General features: G+C 74.9%; 16 protein-coding genes. 11 read left to right on the plus strand and 5 right to left on the minus strand.

What is annotated here, in order from left to right; genetic code table 11:
- Both ACFQ8Y_RS06725 and ACFQ8Y_RS06730 read left to right on the plus strand, forming a co-directional pair.
- A partial coding sequence (locus ACFQ8Y_RS06725; protein WP_430584990.1) for a DUF4339 domain-containing protein occupies nt 1-298 on the plus strand: 298 nt, incomplete at its 5' end.
- Nucleotides 295-1,371 (plus strand): hypothetical protein, encoded by a 1,077-nt coding sequence (locus ACFQ8Y_RS06730; protein WP_430584991.1) that lies wholly within the window; start codon nt 295-297, stop codon nt 1,369-1,371. The genes ACFQ8Y_RS06725 and ACFQ8Y_RS06730, both read left to right, overlap by 4 nt.
- A 3-nt stretch (nt 1,372-1,374) precedes the next feature.
- Here the strand turns inward: ACFQ8Y_RS06730 and ACFQ8Y_RS06735 are convergent, their stop codons facing one another.
- Nucleotides 1,375-1,812, minus strand: a complete 438-nt coding sequence (locus tag ACFQ8Y_RS06735) for a winged helix-turn-helix transcriptional regulator (RefSeq protein WP_430563906.1) — start codon at nt 1,810-1,812, stop codon at nt 1,375-1,377.
- A 158-nt stretch (nt 1,813-1,970) separates the two neighbouring features.
- Between ACFQ8Y_RS06735 and ACFQ8Y_RS06740 the strand changes: the two genes are divergently transcribed.
- From ACFQ8Y_RS06740 to ACFQ8Y_RS06755, 4 genes are all read left to right on the plus strand, one after another.
- Entirely contained in the window at nt 1,971-2,852 is an 882-nt protein-coding gene (locus tag ACFQ8Y_RS06740) for an SDR family oxidoreductase (protein WP_430584992.1), read from the plus strand.
- 85 nt (nt 2,853-2,937) lie between these two features.
- On the plus strand, nt 2,938-3,915 hold the full coding sequence (locus tag ACFQ8Y_RS06745) for a bile acid:sodium symporter family protein (protein WP_430584993.1): 978 nt from the start codon (nt 2,938-2,940) through the stop codon (nt 3,913-3,915).
- Nucleotides 3,916-3,967: 52 nt separating this feature from the next.
- On the plus strand, nt 3,968-4,255 hold the full coding sequence (locus tag ACFQ8Y_RS06750) for a DUF3175 domain-containing protein (RefSeq protein WP_430584994.1): 288 nt from the start codon (nt 3,968-3,970) through the stop codon (nt 4,253-4,255).
- Between the two features lie 201 nt (nt 4,256-4,456).
- Complete coding sequence (locus tag ACFQ8Y_RS06755; RefSeq protein ID WP_430584995.1) at nt 4,457-5,725, plus strand: GAF domain-containing protein; 1,269 nt, start codon at nt 4,457-4,459, stop codon at nt 5,723-5,725.
- A gap of 3 nt (nt 5,726-5,728) precedes the next feature.
- Here the strand turns inward: ACFQ8Y_RS06755 and ACFQ8Y_RS06760 are convergent, their stop codons facing one another.
- The gene (locus ACFQ8Y_RS06760) at nt 5,729-6,118 is read right to left on the minus strand and encodes a hypothetical protein (protein ID WP_430584996.1); all 390 of its coding nucleotides are present in this window, start codon (nt 6,116-6,118) and stop codon (nt 5,729-5,731) included.
- 180 nt (nt 6,119-6,298) lie between these two features.
- On the opposite strand from ACFQ8Y_RS06760, the gene ACFQ8Y_RS06765 reads away from it, so the two are divergent.
- The 3 genes from ACFQ8Y_RS06765 to ACFQ8Y_RS06775 all read left to right on the plus strand — a co-directional run bounded on the left by ACFQ8Y_RS06765 (nt 6,299) and on the right by ACFQ8Y_RS06775 (nt 9,636).
- On the plus strand, nt 6,299-7,822 hold the full coding sequence (locus ACFQ8Y_RS06765) for an aldehyde dehydrogenase family protein (RefSeq protein WP_430549594.1): 1,524 nt from the start codon (nt 6,299-6,301) through the stop codon (nt 7,820-7,822).
- Nucleotides 7,823-7,826: 4 nt separating this feature from the next.
- The gene (locus tag ACFQ8Y_RS06770; RefSeq protein ID WP_430549595.1) at nt 7,827-8,240 is read left to right on the plus strand and encodes a DUF779 domain-containing protein; all 414 of its coding nucleotides are present in this window, start codon (nt 7,827-7,829) and stop codon (nt 8,238-8,240) included.
- A gap of 106 nt (nt 8,241-8,346) precedes the next feature.
- A complete protein-coding gene (locus ACFQ8Y_RS06775) occupies nt 8,347-9,636 on the plus strand; it encodes a YeeE/YedE family protein (RefSeq protein WP_430584997.1) in 1,290 nt (429 codons plus the stop codon).
- A gap of 27 nt (nt 9,637-9,663) precedes the next feature.
- Here ACFQ8Y_RS06775 and ACFQ8Y_RS06780 read toward each other — a convergent pair whose 3' ends face one another.
- Nucleotides 9,664-10,029: a DoxX family protein gene (locus tag ACFQ8Y_RS06780; protein ID WP_430549597.1), complete on the minus strand. Its 366-nt coding sequence runs from the start codon at nt 10,027-10,029 to the stop codon at nt 9,664-9,666.
- Nucleotides 10,030-10,201: 172 nt separating this feature from the next.
- On the opposite strand from ACFQ8Y_RS06780, the gene ACFQ8Y_RS06785 reads away from it, so the two are divergent.
- Nucleotides 10,202-11,194 carry a hypothetical protein gene (locus ACFQ8Y_RS06785; protein ID WP_430565114.1) on the plus strand — a complete coding sequence of 331 codons (993 nt, stop codon included), beginning with the start codon at nt 10,202-10,204 and terminating at the stop codon, nt 11,192-11,194.
- A gap of 33 nt (nt 11,195-11,227) precedes the next feature.
- Here the strand turns inward: ACFQ8Y_RS06785 and ACFQ8Y_RS06790 are convergent, their stop codons facing one another.
- The gene (locus ACFQ8Y_RS06790; RefSeq protein WP_430549599.1) at nt 11,228-11,707 is read right to left on the minus strand and encodes an HNH endonuclease; all 480 of its coding nucleotides are present in this window, start codon (nt 11,705-11,707) and stop codon (nt 11,228-11,230) included.
- A gap of 134 nt (nt 11,708-11,841) precedes the next feature.
- On the opposite strand from ACFQ8Y_RS06790, the gene ACFQ8Y_RS06795 reads away from it, so the two are divergent.
- Nucleotides 11,842-12,498, plus strand: a complete 657-nt coding sequence (locus ACFQ8Y_RS06795; protein WP_430584998.1) for a dihydrofolate reductase family protein — start codon at nt 11,842-11,844, stop codon at nt 12,496-12,498.
- Nucleotides 12,499-12,500: 2 nt separating this feature from the next.
- On the opposite strand, the gene ACFQ8Y_RS06800 is transcribed toward ACFQ8Y_RS06795, so the two are convergent.
- Entirely contained in the window at nt 12,501-12,923 is a 423-nt protein-coding gene (locus tag ACFQ8Y_RS06800; RefSeq protein WP_430584999.1) for a hypothetical protein, read from the minus strand.
- Nucleotides 12,924-12,975: the final 52 nt, after the last annotated feature.

Below are 12,975 nucleotides of genomic sequence, written 5' to 3' on the forward strand. Positions count from 1 at the left end.
GCCCGCGCCGCCCGCGGCGGCCGCGCCGCCGCCCGCGGGCCCGCCGCCCCTGCCGGTCGCCGAGTCCCCGTGGTTCTGGTCGGCCGCCGGGTCGCAGGCCGGCCCGGGCACCGCGGCGGACCTCGCCGCGCTCGTGGGTACCGGCGACCTCACGCGCGAGACCCTCGTGTGGCAGCAGGGCATGGCCGCGTGGACGCCGGCCGGGCAGGTGCCCGTGCTCGCCCCGCTCCTCGCGGCGACGCCGCCCCCACTGCCGCCGCAGGCGGGCCCGTCGAGCGGGACCGGGGGCCGGCCGTGAGCGACGTGCGGGACGACCTCGTGCGCACGCGCTGCGACGCGTGCGGTTCCCAGCTCGCCTACGTGCCCGGCACGCAGCACCTGCGGTGCGGGGCGTGCGGCGGTGAGGTGGAGATCGTCCACGCGGCGGGCGACGCCGTCGACGAGCACTCGTTCGACGCGTGGGCCGCCGCACAGGAGGGGTCGCGCGCGGGCCTCCTGGAGGACCGCCTGCTCACGTGCGACGGGTGCGGCGCGACGACGCGCGGCACGGACCTGTCCGCGGCCTGCCGCTTCTGCGGCGGCCACCTCGTCGCGGTCGCGGAGGCGGACGGGCTCGTGCAGCCGGAGGCGGTCGTCCCGTTCGGCGTGGAGCAGGCGCGGGCACGCGAGGCGTTCCGCCGGTGGGTGCGCTCGCGACCGTTCGCGCCGAGCGAGCTCAAGAAGGTCGGCGACACGGAGTCGCTGCACGGCTCGTACGTGCCCCACTGGACCTTCGACGCCGAGACGTCGTCGTCGTACACGGGTCAGCGCGGCGACGAGTACCACGTCACCGTGAAGGACGGCGACGAGGGGCGCCAGGAGCGGCGGGTGAGCTGGACGCCGGTCTCGGGCCGGGTCGAGCGGTCCTTCGACGACGTCCTGGTCCCGGCCTCGTCCCAGGTGTCCGAGACCGATCTGCGCCGGCTCGGGCCGTGGGCGCTCGAGGACGCCGTGCCGTTCCGGGCCGAGTACCTGGCCGGGTACTCCGCGGCGCGGTACGAGGTGGAGCCCGCCGCCGGCCTCGAGCGGGCCAAGGCGACGATGGCGAAGGCCATCACGGCCGACGTCCGCCGGGACATCGGTGGCGACGAGCAGCGGGTCGGCTCGGTCGCGACGGCGTACACCGACGTGATGTTCAAGCTGGTCCTGCTCCCGCTGTGGATCGCGACCTACGTGTACGCGGGCCGGCAGTGGCAGGTCATGGTCAACGCGAACACGGGGCAGGTGGTCGGGAGGCGGCCGTTCAGCGCGGTCAAGATCACGGTCGCCGTGCTCGTCGTGCTCCTCGTCGTCGTCGCGCTGGTGCTCTGGTACGTGACCTCGCGGACGTGAGGCTCAGGCGTCCCGGCGCGCGTCGTACGCCCGCTGGGCCGCGCTGACCTCGTCGACCGAGCCCTCGAGGACGTCGAGGAGCCCGACGAGCCGGTCGGCGACGCGGCGGCCGAGGTCGGTGAGCGAGTACTCGACGTGCGGGGGGATGGTCGTGCGGACCTCCCGGGCGACCATGCCGTCGCGCTCGAGCGTCTGCAGCGTCTGGGCCAGCATCTTCTCGCTCACACCGTCGATCCGGCGGCGCAGCGCGTTGAAGCGCACGGCGCCGTCGCGCAGCCCGGCCACGGTCAGGACGCCCCAGCGGCCGGTGACCGCCTCGAGCGCCTGGCGCGAGGTGCAGCCGCGGGAGAACACGTCGGCGATCATCGCGTCGGTCGGGCCCGGGGCGACGTCGTCGCTGCGGACGCCGTCGAGAGCGGCTGCGGGGGAGTCGGTGGTCACCCGCCCAGGATACGGCGCGGCGCGGAGGCGGGCACTGTGATGATCACCGCACCTGCCGTGGGTTGGCACTTACGAAAAGTAAGTGCATGCTGGCGGGGTCGGCCCGGCACGGGCCGGCCGCGATCCCGACCTGAGCCTGCCTCCGAAGGAGCATCACCATGACCATCGCCGTCACCGGTACCAGCGGCCACCTGGGCCGCCTCGTCGTCGAGTCCCTCCTCGCCCGGGGCGCCGCGCCCGCCGACGTCGTGGCCCTCGCCCGCTCGACGGCGAAGGTCGCCGACCTCGCGGGGCCGGACGGGCCCGGCGTCGTGGTCCGGGAGGCCGACTACGACCGCCCCGAGACCCTGGTCCCCGCACTCGACGGCGTCGAGGTGCTGGTGCTCGTCTCCGGCTCCGAGGTCGGCCGCCGGGTGCCGCAGCACCAGGCCGTGATCGAGGCGGCCAAGGGCGCCGGCGTCCGCCGCGTCGTCTACACGAGCGCCCCGCACGCCGACACCTCGCCCCTGATCCTCGCCCCCGAGCACAAGGCGACCGAGGAGCTGCTCGCGGCCTCGGGCCTGGCCACCACGGTGCTCCGCAACGGCTGGTACACCGAGAACTACCTCGGCGACGTGCAGCAGGCGCGCGAGACGGGCGAGATCGCGCGCAGCGTCGGGGACGGCCGCGTCGCCAGCGCGAGCCGCGCGGACTACGCCGAGGCCGCGGCCGTCGTCGCCCTCGACGCGCGCCGTGACGGCGCCCACGACGGCGCCGTGTACGAGCTGTCCGGGGACGTGGCGTGGGACTTCGACGAGCTCGCCGCCGCGGCCACCGAGATCGTCGGCCGGCCCGTGACGTACCGGCGGCTCACCGCCGACGAGCACCGCGAGCAGCTGCTCGCGGCAGGCCTGGACGAGGGCACCGCCGGGTTCGTCGTCGCCCTCGACGGCGACACGCGCGCGGGCCTGCTCGCCGAGACGTCGGGCGACCTCGCCCGCCTGATCGGTCGCCCCACCACGCCGCTCCTCGACGGGCTGCGCCAGGGCCTGGAGGCCTGACCCGGCGGTCGGCGACCGGCGGCACGGCACCCGCACCCCGCGGACGTGTCCGTGCCCCGGGCGCGAGACTCCCTACACTCGCCCGGTGCGTCGTGTGCTGAGCCGTTGGGTGGACCCGTTCGTCGTCACGCTGGTCGTGGTGATGGTGCTGGGGCTGGTGGTGCCCGTCGGCCCGGGCGTGCAGCAGGTCGTCGACGTCGCGGCCGACGTCGCGGTGACGATCCTGTTCCTCGTCTACGGCGCGCGCCTCTCGACCCGTGAGGTGTGGGCGGGCCTGCGCAACTGGCGTCTGCAGGGCGGCATCCTCGTCGCCACGTACGTGCTCTTCCCGGTGCTCGGGCTCGTCGTCGCGTGGGCGATCGCCCCGCTGGTCGGCGCTCCGCTCGCCGCCGGGATGCTCTACCTGTCCCTGCTGCCGTCCACGGTGCAGTCGTCGGTGGCGTTCACGTCCGTGGCGCGCGGCAACGTGGCGGGCGCGATCTGCGGGGCCACGGTGTCGAACGTGCTCGGCATGGTGCTCACGCCGCTGCTGGTGCTGTGGCTCATGACCGACGCGGAGGGCGGGAGCGCCACCGCCGGCCACGGCCTCGACGGGCTGCAGACGGTGCTGCTCCAGCTGCTGCTCCCGTTCGTCGTGGGCCAGCTGCTGCAGCCCTGGGTGGGCGACCGGGTCCGCGCGCGGCGCTGGCTCACCCTGTCGGTCGACCGCGGCACCATCCTCGTCGTGGTGTTCTCCGCCGTGGCGGCGGCGAGCTCCGCGGGCGTGTGGGCCGGCATCTCCGGCTGGGCGATCGTGGCGCTGCTGGTGGTCAGCGGCGTGTTCCTCGCGATCATGCTGGGCCTCACGTGGTGGGGCGGGGCGGCCCTCAAGCTGCCCGCCGAGGACCGGATCGCGCTGCTCATGTGCGGGTCCAAGAAGTCCCTCGCCACCGGCCTGCCCATGGCCAGCGTGCTGTTCCCCGTCGCCGCGGCGGGCGTGATCGCGGTCCCGGTGATCATCTTCCACCAGCTCCAGCTCGTGGTGTGCGCCGTGCTCGCGCGCCGTCTCGCGCTGCGCGACTGAGCGGCGCCGGCGGGGCTGCGAGCATCCTGGCCCCGCGTCTAGCGTCGAGGGCATGACGAAGGGCGACGACGGCGAGCGGTGGTCGCAGGACGTGACCGAGCACTCCGACGCGCTCGACCTCGAGGACGACGTCTTCACCTGGGACGACCCGGCGCGCATCGCGGCATCCCTGAAGCGGTCGGCCGAGGCGAGCGACCGGCGCAAGGGCTCGGCGTACCGCTCGGCCATGTCGATGCTGACGTTCTACGTCAACCGCGCCGGGAAGAACCTCCCCGCCGCGCAGCGCGACGTCCTCGAGCGCGCGAAGGACGAGCTGCGCAAGGCGTTCGGGCGCGCCTGACCCGCCTCGGTCGAACGCGACCCCGGTGAGCTCCTCGGACAGCGCCCACGGCCACCTTGTTCGGGGTGAGGTCGTGCGCGCTGCGTGCCATGGGCACCACGCTGCCCACGGCTCGGGGGTGATCCAGGGTCCGGCGATCCGTGGCCGGGCCGTCCGCCCCCTAGACTGGCGGCGCCCGGACGACGACGTCGGGAGGTCGCGATGCACGGGGACAGCTTCTCCGCGGGGCACGGCCCGCGCGGGGTCGGGGTGCGTCGTGACCCGCGCACCGTGCGCGCCGCGTACGAACGCTTCCTCGGCACGGGCGAGCCGCCCGGCGGCATCGACCCCGTCGTCGCCGACTCCTGGCGCCGCTCCCTGCGCAACGGCGTCGACCCGGACACCCCGCACCCGCAGGTCGCGCTGGCCGACGCCGAGCTCGCCGCCTACCGCGCCGCCCACCCGCTCGCCGCCGTCATGCCGGTCGTGCGGGAGCTCGTCGTCGACGGCGCGGCGGACGACGGCCTGGTCGTCGCCGTCTCCGACGAGATCGGCCGCCTGCTCTGGGTGGAGGGGAACCGTCGCCTCCGCGGCGCGGTCGACCGCGTGGGCTTCGTCGAGGGCGCCGTGTGGGGCGAGGAGAGCGTGGGCACCAACGCGCCGGGCACGGCGCTCGCGACCCGCAGGGCGGTCCAGGTGATCGGCGCCGAGCACTTCTCCCGACCCGTGCAGGAGCTCAGCTGCGCCGCCGCGCCCATCCGCGACCCCGCCACGGGCCGGGTGCTCGGCGTCCTCGACGTCACGGGGCGGCGGGCCGCGGCGACGCACGTCGTGCTGTCGCTCGTGCGGGCCACCGTCGCGACCGTGGAGCGCGAGCTCGCGACCCGCGCCGCCGCGGCCGCGCACCCGGCAGGCGTCGGCCCCGTCGACCTCCGCGTGCTCGGGCGGCCCGTGCTGCGGACGCCCGCAGGGGAGCGGTCGTTGTCGCTGCGGCACGCCGAGATCCTGCTGCTGCTCGCGGAGCACCCGTCGGGTCTCGCCGCCGACGAGCTCGCCGTGCTGCTGCACCCCGGGGAGCTCTCCGACGTCACCGTGCGGGCCGAGGTCTCCCGGCTGCGGCACGTCGTCGGCGCGCTGCTGGCCGGGTCGCGGCCGTACCGGCTCGCCCGCCCCCTGCGCACCGACGCGGGCGACGTGCGCGCGGCCCTCGCCGACGGCGACGCGCGCGGCGCCGTCGACGCCTACGCGCCGCTGCTGCCGCGGTCCGTGGCCCCGGGCGTCGAGCAGCTGCGCGCCGAGCTCGCGGCCGAGGTCCGTGCCGCCGTCCTGGCCGCCGGCGACCCGGACGCCCTGGACGCATGGGTGCGCGGTGCCGACGGCGCCGACGACCACGCCGCCTGGACCCGCCTGCTCGATGTCGCCCCGGCCGGCAGCCCGCAGGCCGTGCGCGCCCGCGCCCGTGCCGGGCTGCTCGACGCCGAGCTGGGCTGAGGGTCAGCAGCGCTCGAGCGCGCCCTCGAGGTCGTCGCCGGGGCAGACGCTGCGGCTCCAGGTGCCCGACCCATAGGTGTCGCCTGTCGTGTCGCGGAAGATCTCGAGGCCGCCGCCCCCGACGCGGTAGTAGGTGAACGTCGGGTCGCCCTCGGTGGTCGGAGACATCACCGTGAGCTCGGCCCCGGACTCCCACGCCGCGTCGAGGCAGTCACGCGCGTCGGCAGGGATCCCGCCACCCTGCGCGCCGTGCTCGACCTCGCCGCAGGAGGTGCGCTGCTCCCGGAGGACGAACAGGGACCGGGCGAGCGCGCCCGGCGTGAGCACGAAGGCGCCCACCACCACGGCGAGCACCACTCCCGCGCCGATCAGCAACCGCGACCTGCCGCGCATCGACGCCTCCCGTCCCGTCGCGGGCCGGCTCCCGGCCCTCCGGCGATCCTGCGGTCCGCTCGGGCCAGGGTCCAGCCCGGACCGTCGTGCGGACCGCACTGCAACGGAACTGCAACCCTGCGCCTCCTACCGTCGCGTCCATCGCGGCGCGACGAGGCGCCGCACGTGCGAGGAGGCAGCATGACCGTCTACGCAGCCCCCGGTCAGCCCGGGGCGATCGCCGAGTACCGCGCCCGGTACGACCACTGGATCGGCGGGGAGTACGTCCCGCCGGCGAGCGGGCAGTACTTCGAGAACCCCAGCCCGGTCACGGGGCAGACCTTCACCGAGGTGGCGCGCGGGAACGCCGAGGACATCGAGCGCGCGCTCGACGCCGCCCACGGAGCGGCGCCCGCGTGGGGGCGCACGTCCGTCACGGAGCGGGCGAACGTCCTCAACAGGATCGCCGACCGCATGGAGGCGCACCTCGAGGAGATCGCGGTCGCCGAGACCTGGGAGAACGGCAAGCCCGTCCGCGAGACCCTCGCCGCCGACATCCCGCTCGCCATCGACCACTTCCGCTACTTCGCGGGCGCCATCCGCGCGCAGGAGGGGTCGATCTCGGAGATCGACGAGGACACCGTCGCGTACCACTTCCACGAGCCGCTCGGCGTGGTCGGGCAGATCATCCCGTGGAACTTCCCGATCCTCATGGCCACGTGGAAGCTGGCCCCGGCGCTCGCGGCGGGCAACGCCGTCGTGCTCAAGCCGGCCGAGCAGACCCCGGCGTCGATCCTGTTCCTCATGGACCTCATCGGCGACCTGCTGCCGCCCGGCGTGGTCAACGTCGTCAACGGGTTCGGCGTCGAGGCGGGCAAGCCGCTCGCGTCGAGCTCGCGCATCCGCAAGATCGCGTTCACCGGCGAGACGACGACCGGCCGCCTGATCATGCAGTACGCGTCGCAGAACATCATCCCGGTGACGCTGGAGCTCGGCGGCAAGAGCCCGAACATCTTCTTCTCGGACGTCGCGTCGGCGAAGGACGACTACTACGACAAGGCCCTCGAGGGGTTCACGATGTTCGCCCTCAACCAGGGGGAGGTGTGCACCTGCCCGTCGCGCGCGCTGATCCAGGCCGACATCTACGACCAGTTCCTCGGCGACGCGCTGGAGCGCACGAAGGCCGTGAAGCAGGGCAACCCGCTGGACACCGACACGATGATCGGCGCGCAGGCGAGCAACGACCAGCTCGAGAAGATCCTGTCGTACATCGACATCGGCAAGGCGGAGGGCGCCAAGGTCCTCACGGGCGGGGGCCGCGCGGAGATGGACGGCGACCTGGCGGGCGGCTACTACGTGACGCCCACCGTCTTCGAGGGCAAGAACTCGATGCGGATCTTCCAGGAGGAGATCTTCGGGCCGGTCGTGTCGGTGACGGAGTTCGCGGACTTCGACGACGCCATGAAGATCGCCAACGACACCCTCTACGGGCTCGGCGCCGGCGTCTGGTCCCGGCAGGGCGAGACGGCGTACCGCGCCGGGCGCACCATCGAGGCCGGGCGCGTGTGGACGAACTGCTACCACGCGTACCCGGCGGCCGCGGCGTTCGGCGGGTACAAGGGCTCCGGCGTCGGGCGCGAGAACCACAAGATGATGCTCGACCACTACCAGCAGACGAAGAACCTCCTGGTCAGCTACTCGGGCCAGAAGCTCGGGTTCTTCTAGACCGATGACCGACGACACGATCTCCCGTGTCGCCGTGACGGACGCCGCAGCCGGGCTCCTCGCCCGGCTGCGGCGCCAGCACGGCGAGCTGATGTTCCACCAGTCCGGCGGCTGCTGCGACGGCTCCAGCCCCATGTGCTACCCCGACGGCGACTTCCTCCTCGGGGACGCGGACGTGCACCTCGGGGACCTCGCCGTGACCGACGGGCCGGCGGACGAGCCCGGCGCGACGGGGGAGACCTTCGCCGTGCCGGTCTGGATGAGCCGCGCGCAGTTCGAGTACTGGCGGCACACGCACCTGACGATCGACGTCGTCCCCGGCCGCGGCGCAGGGTTCAGCGTGGAGGCGCCGGAGGGCGTGCGGTTCCTCATCCGGTCGCGGCTGCTCACCGACGCCGAGTGGGGAGCGCTGCGCTGAGCGCGGGCGGTCCCATGATGTGGGACGGCGCGGCCCGGACCTAGAGACCGACGGTTGCCGAGGGGTACGGTCCGACCGTCCGCACCCCCGTCCCGAGGAATCCGTCGTGACCACCGCCGCCCCCGTCCGTCCGCAGCGCTCCCTGCGCGCGCCCGCCCCGACCAGCGTGCCCGCCCCGGCCGCGCCCCCGGCGCCGCCCGTGTCCCGGGTCCCGCTGGCCGTGAGTGCCGTCGCCGGCGTCGCGCTCGTGGCCTGGACCGCGGCGCAGCACGGCGCCAAGCCCGCCGTGCTGCTCCTCCTGGGCATCGGCCTGGGCACGGCGCTCTTCCACTCGCGGTTCGGCTTCACGTCCGCGTGGCGGCGCCTCGTGGCCGTCGGGAACGGCGCCGGGCTGCGCGCGCACACCGTGCTGCTCGGCGCGACGGCGGTGCTGTTCGCCCTGCTCATCGGCTCCGGCGTCGGGCTGTTCGGCTCGGTGCCCGCGCCCAGCGCCGGGACCATCGGCGTGGGCCTGCTGCTCGGCTCGTTCCTCTTCGCGGTCGGGATGCAGGTCGGGGGCGCGTGCGCGTCCGGCACGCTGTTCGCCGTCGGCTCGGGGCAGACGTCGATCGTGCTCACGCTCGGCGGGTTCGTCGTCGGGTCGACGCTCGCCGCCTGGCAGGCGCCGCTCTGGCAGGACCTGCCCGCGCTCGAGCCGGTGCTGTTCGCGGACTGGTTCGGCGGCAGCGGCTGGGCGTGGGCCGGCTCCCTGGCCGTCACGCTGGCGCTGCTGTCGCTGGTGTGGGCCGCGTCGCGCGTCGTGCAGGCCCGCCGCACGCCGCCGCCCGAGGGTGCCGTCCCGTCCGCCCGCACGCCGTGGGCGCGCGTCGTGCGCGGGTCGTGGCCGCTGGTCGTGGGCGCCCTCGTGCTCGCCGTGCTGGGCGGGCTGGTGATGCTCGTCTCCGGGGGTGCGTGGGGCATCACCAGCGCGTTCGCGCTGTGGGGCTCGAAGCTCGTGGGGCTGCTCGGCGGCAACCCCGAGGCCTGGGCCTACTTCCAGCCGGAGCCGCAGGCCGCTGCGCTCGCCGGCCCGGTGCTCACCGACAAGACGAGCCTGACCGACATCGGCATCATCGTGGGCGCGGCGCTCGCGGCGTCCGCGGCCGGCGTGTGGAGGCTGCACACCCGCGTGCCCGCCCGGCTGGCGCTCGGCGCGGTCCTGGGCGGCATCGCGATGGGGATCGGCGCGCGCATCGCCGGTGGCTGCAACATCGGCGCCTATCTCGCCGGCATCGCGTCCGGGTCGGCGCACGGCTGGATCTGGGGCGCGGTCGCGCTCCTCGGCACCTGGGTGGGGCTCCGCCTGCGGCCCCTGTTCGGTCTCGGGGTGCCGGCGCCGCGCGACAGCGTCTGCTGACGGCCGGGGCCCGGCGGCGCACGGCTCCTACCAGCCGGCGAACCGCCCCACGGCCACGAACGCCGCGGCGAGCAGCAGGAGCACGTTGACCCACAGCTGCGCCAGCTCGCCACGGCGGACGTGCACCGAGATCGCCAACGCCTGCAGCACGACGAGGCAGGTCGCGGCGGTCGCGGTGAGCCACGGCTGGACGTCGGCGGCCAGGGGGAGGATCAGACCCAACGCGCCGGCGATCTCCGCCAGGCCGATGAAGCGCACCACGACGACCGGGAAGTCCTCCACCCACCCCATGGACGCGCGCAGGCGCTCGCGGCCGCGGGTCAGCTTGACGAAGCCCACCGCCAGGTAGAGCAGGGCCAGCAGCCCGGCGGCGACCCACAATCCGATGTTCATCCGTGCCTCCTCGCGGCAGAAGCTCGTCGGCGGGGCGGCGGCGGTGCCTGGTGTCGTGCACGGTGCGGAGCGGCGTCGCCGTCGTGCCTGCTGGGAACCTAGCGCGGGGACGTCGCGACCGGAACGACCATGCCCGTGGTGTCGGAGGGTCGGCGCCCGATATGTTCTCCCGGTGACCCGAGAGACCCTCCCCTCCCTGTCGGCGCTGCCCGCGTGGCTCGTGCCGTCCGTGTTCCTGCACTGGTCGGCCGACTGGCTGACGGAGTCCGTCGCGATCGCGACCCGCTCGCCCGAGCACCGGCTGCCGGCCGGCCCGGACGGTCCGCAGCGCGGGGACGTGGTCGTCACGGTGCTCGGCGATGCCGGTGTGGTCGCCGCCGTCGAGCTCATGGGCGCCAGCGACGGCGAGAGCTGGGTGAGCGACGACCTGTTCGGCCCGGACCGGCCGATCGTCTGGGCCGACCTGTTCGAGGGCGCCGACACCTACACGGGCACGTCCGGCTGGCTGCCGCCCGAGCACGCGCGCCTCGTGCTCGACGGTGTCGCGGACCAGTTCCGCGGCGGGCCCGTCCACACGCTGGACCCGGGCGACTGCGGAGCCGGCGCCACCGCGCCCGACGTGCACGCCCTGCGCATCCTCGGCCACCGGGCGGTGACGGGCTGGTCGATGCGCCGCGAGGAGCGCTGCGCCACCTGCGAGCGGTTCGTCGACGTGCACCGCATGCAGGCCCACGACGACGGCGCCGTCCGCCTCGGCACCACCACTGCCGGCGGGCGCACCCTCGAGCAGCTCGTGCGCGACGTGCACCTGCTGTGCGGGCAGTGCCACGACCTGCTGCACGCGCACACCGTGGCGTCGCAGCGCGCGCGGATGCGGCCCCAGTGCCCGGGCTGCGGCGCGCGCGGCAAGACCAAGCGGATCGTGTGGGGCATGACGTTCCAGGACGACGTGATGAACGCCGAGCCGGACGTCGTGTACGGCGGCTTCGAGGTGCCCGTGCCCACGCCCGAGTGGTACTGCACCGAGTGCCACGCGAACTTCGCGAGCAGCGTCATCGCGTCCCGTGCCCTCACCCCGGCGGACCACGGCGGCGCGAACGCGCTGCCCGCCACCGGGTCGCTCACGGTGGTGCCGGACCTGCCGGACGACGCCCCCGCGGCCTGACGGCCCGCCGACGCCCCGGCTGGTGCCGGGGCGTCAGGCCGCCGCGGTCACGGCGGTGCGCCGTCGACGGCGCACGATCCCGTGCTCCGCGGGCGGGACGAACGGCGCGAGCAGCAGCGGCATGCCGGCCTCCAGCGGCGTGCGGTCGGCCTTGCGCCCGTTGCACGCCTCGCAGGCGGCGACGAGGTTCAGCCACGACGAGTCGCCGCCGCGGGAGCGGGGGATCACGTGGTCCACGGTCTCCGCCGGGCCGCCGCAGTAGGCGCACGCCCCGTCGCGACGCTTCACGCCGTCCTTGGTGACCGCCGGCCGCCCGGCGCTGCGGTAGCGCCAGCGCATCGCGACGTACCGCACCAGGCGCAGCACGCGGGGCATCGGGTACGGGCCGAAGCGGTGGCCCTCGACCGCCTCCTCGACGACCGCGACCTCGCGGACCAGCATCGTGATGGCGTGCTTGACCGACACGCGGTGCAGGGGCTCGTAGCCCGCGTTGAGCACCAGCACGTCGGCCACGGCCCGGCTCCCTCCTCGTCGGTCCGGTAGCGTGTGTGAATCCGGTCACAGCATGCTGCCGAGGTGAAAGTATGCCGCCGAGGCGCGGAAGTCCAGGGCAAAGGCCGGCCGGGTGGTCGATGACGGAGGATCCCATGCGGCTCAGCGTCAACATCTTCACGTCGCTCGACGGGGTGGTGCAGGGTCCGGGCGGGCCCGAGGAGGACACCCGCGACGGCTTCACCGAGGGCGGCTGGTTCGTCCCGTTCACCACGGACCCGGTGTTCGGGGAGGTCGTGGACGGCTGGTTCGCCGAGGTCGACGCCTTCCTGCTCGGCCGCACCACCTACGACATGTTCTGGGCGTCGTGGGGGCAGGTCACCGACCCGGACGACGCCCTCGCCGCCCGCATCGACGCCGGGCCGCGCTATGTCGTGTCCTCGACCCTGCGCGACCCGGCGTGGGCGGGGACGACCGTCATCGACCCCGCCGGCGACGCCTCGCTGGCCGCCCAGGTGCAGGCCCTCAAGGACGGGCGCGACGGCGAGCTGCAGGTGCACGGCAGCGCGCGTCTCGCGAGCACCCTGCACGACCTGGGGCTCGTCGACGTCTGGCGCCTCGTCGTCGCGCCCGTCGTCGTCGGCTCCGGCGCGCGCCTGTTCGACGACGGCGCCGCGCCGTCCGGGTTCGCCGTCACGTGGTCGCGCATCGGCGACAGCGGGCTGGTGTTCCTGGAGCTCGAGCCGCGGCCGCTGCGGCACGGCACCGCCGACGTCGTCGACGGCAGCCAGTCGGTCCACGTCGAGGACTGAGGTCACGCGTCGTCGAGCGCCAGCGGCCGCACCTGGCCGCCGGCGGCGACGAAGAACCCGCGCAGCCGCACGCCCTGGGCGTCGGTCTGCTCGCGCAGGTCGCGGTTCCAGGCGCGGTCGTCGACGGTGAGCGTCGCGTCGCCGGGGCGCTCCAGCACGACGACGGCGCAGCCGCCGGGCGCCTCGTCGTCGACGACGCTGCGCAGCACGGTGCCCAGACCGACGAGGGCCGCGGCGTCGGGGCGCAGCGGAACGTCCTCGATCGGCAGGGCGAGGCCGAGGAGCCGGTCGTCGGCGTCGAGCCAGGTCACGGTGAGCGTGCGCCCCCGGGGGTGGACGCCTCCCGCGAGGAAGTGGGCGAGCTCCAGCAGCTCGGCGTCGTCGGCGACCTCGTCGCCCGGGCGGAACGGGGTGATGGTGTCCATGCCTGGCCACCCTGCCGGAGCCGACGAGGGCTCCGCTGCCGTTATCCACAGG

Source organism: Isoptericola sp. NPDC056605, from assembly GCF_042792795.1.
In the GTDB taxonomy this organism is placed as follows: Bacteria; Actinomycetota; Actinomycetes; order Actinomycetales; family Cellulomonadaceae; genus Isoptericola.

Excerpts from the sequence above, each read along its gene's own strand:
- ACFQ8Y_RS06800 (WP_430584999.1), bottom strand. The coding sequence starts at position 12,923 with ATGGACACCATCACCCCGTTCCGCCCGGGCGACGAGGTCGCCGACGAC.
- ACFQ8Y_RS06760 (WP_430584996.1), bottom strand. The coding sequence starts at position 6,118 with ATGCGCGGCAGGTCGCGGTTGCTGATCGGCGCGGGAGTGGTGCTCGCC.
- ACFQ8Y_RS06770 (WP_430549595.1), top strand. The coding sequence starts at position 7,827 with ATGACCGACGACACGATCTCCCGTGTCGCCGTGACGGACGCCGCAGCC.
- ACFQ8Y_RS06780 (WP_430549597.1), bottom strand. The coding sequence starts at position 10,029 with ATGAACATCGGATTGTGGGTCGCCGCCGGGCTGCTGGCCCTGCTCTAC.
- ACFQ8Y_RS06765 (WP_430549594.1), top strand. The coding sequence starts at position 6,299 with ATGACCGTCTACGCAGCCCCCGGTCAGCCCGGGGCGATCGCCGAGTAC.
- ACFQ8Y_RS06750 (WP_430584994.1), top strand. The coding sequence starts at position 3,968 with ATGACGAAGGGCGACGACGGCGAGCGGTGGTCGCAGGACGTGACCGAG.
- ACFQ8Y_RS06740 (WP_430584992.1), top strand. The coding sequence starts at position 1,971 with ATGACCATCGCCGTCACCGGTACCAGCGGCCACCTGGGCCGCCTCGTC.
- ACFQ8Y_RS06795 (WP_430584998.1), top strand. The coding sequence starts at position 11,842 with ATGCGGCTCAGCGTCAACATCTTCACGTCGCTCGACGGGGTGGTGCAG.
- ACFQ8Y_RS06755 (WP_430584995.1), top strand. The coding sequence starts at position 4,457 with ATGCACGGGGACAGCTTCTCCGCGGGGCACGGCCCGCGCGGGGTCGGG.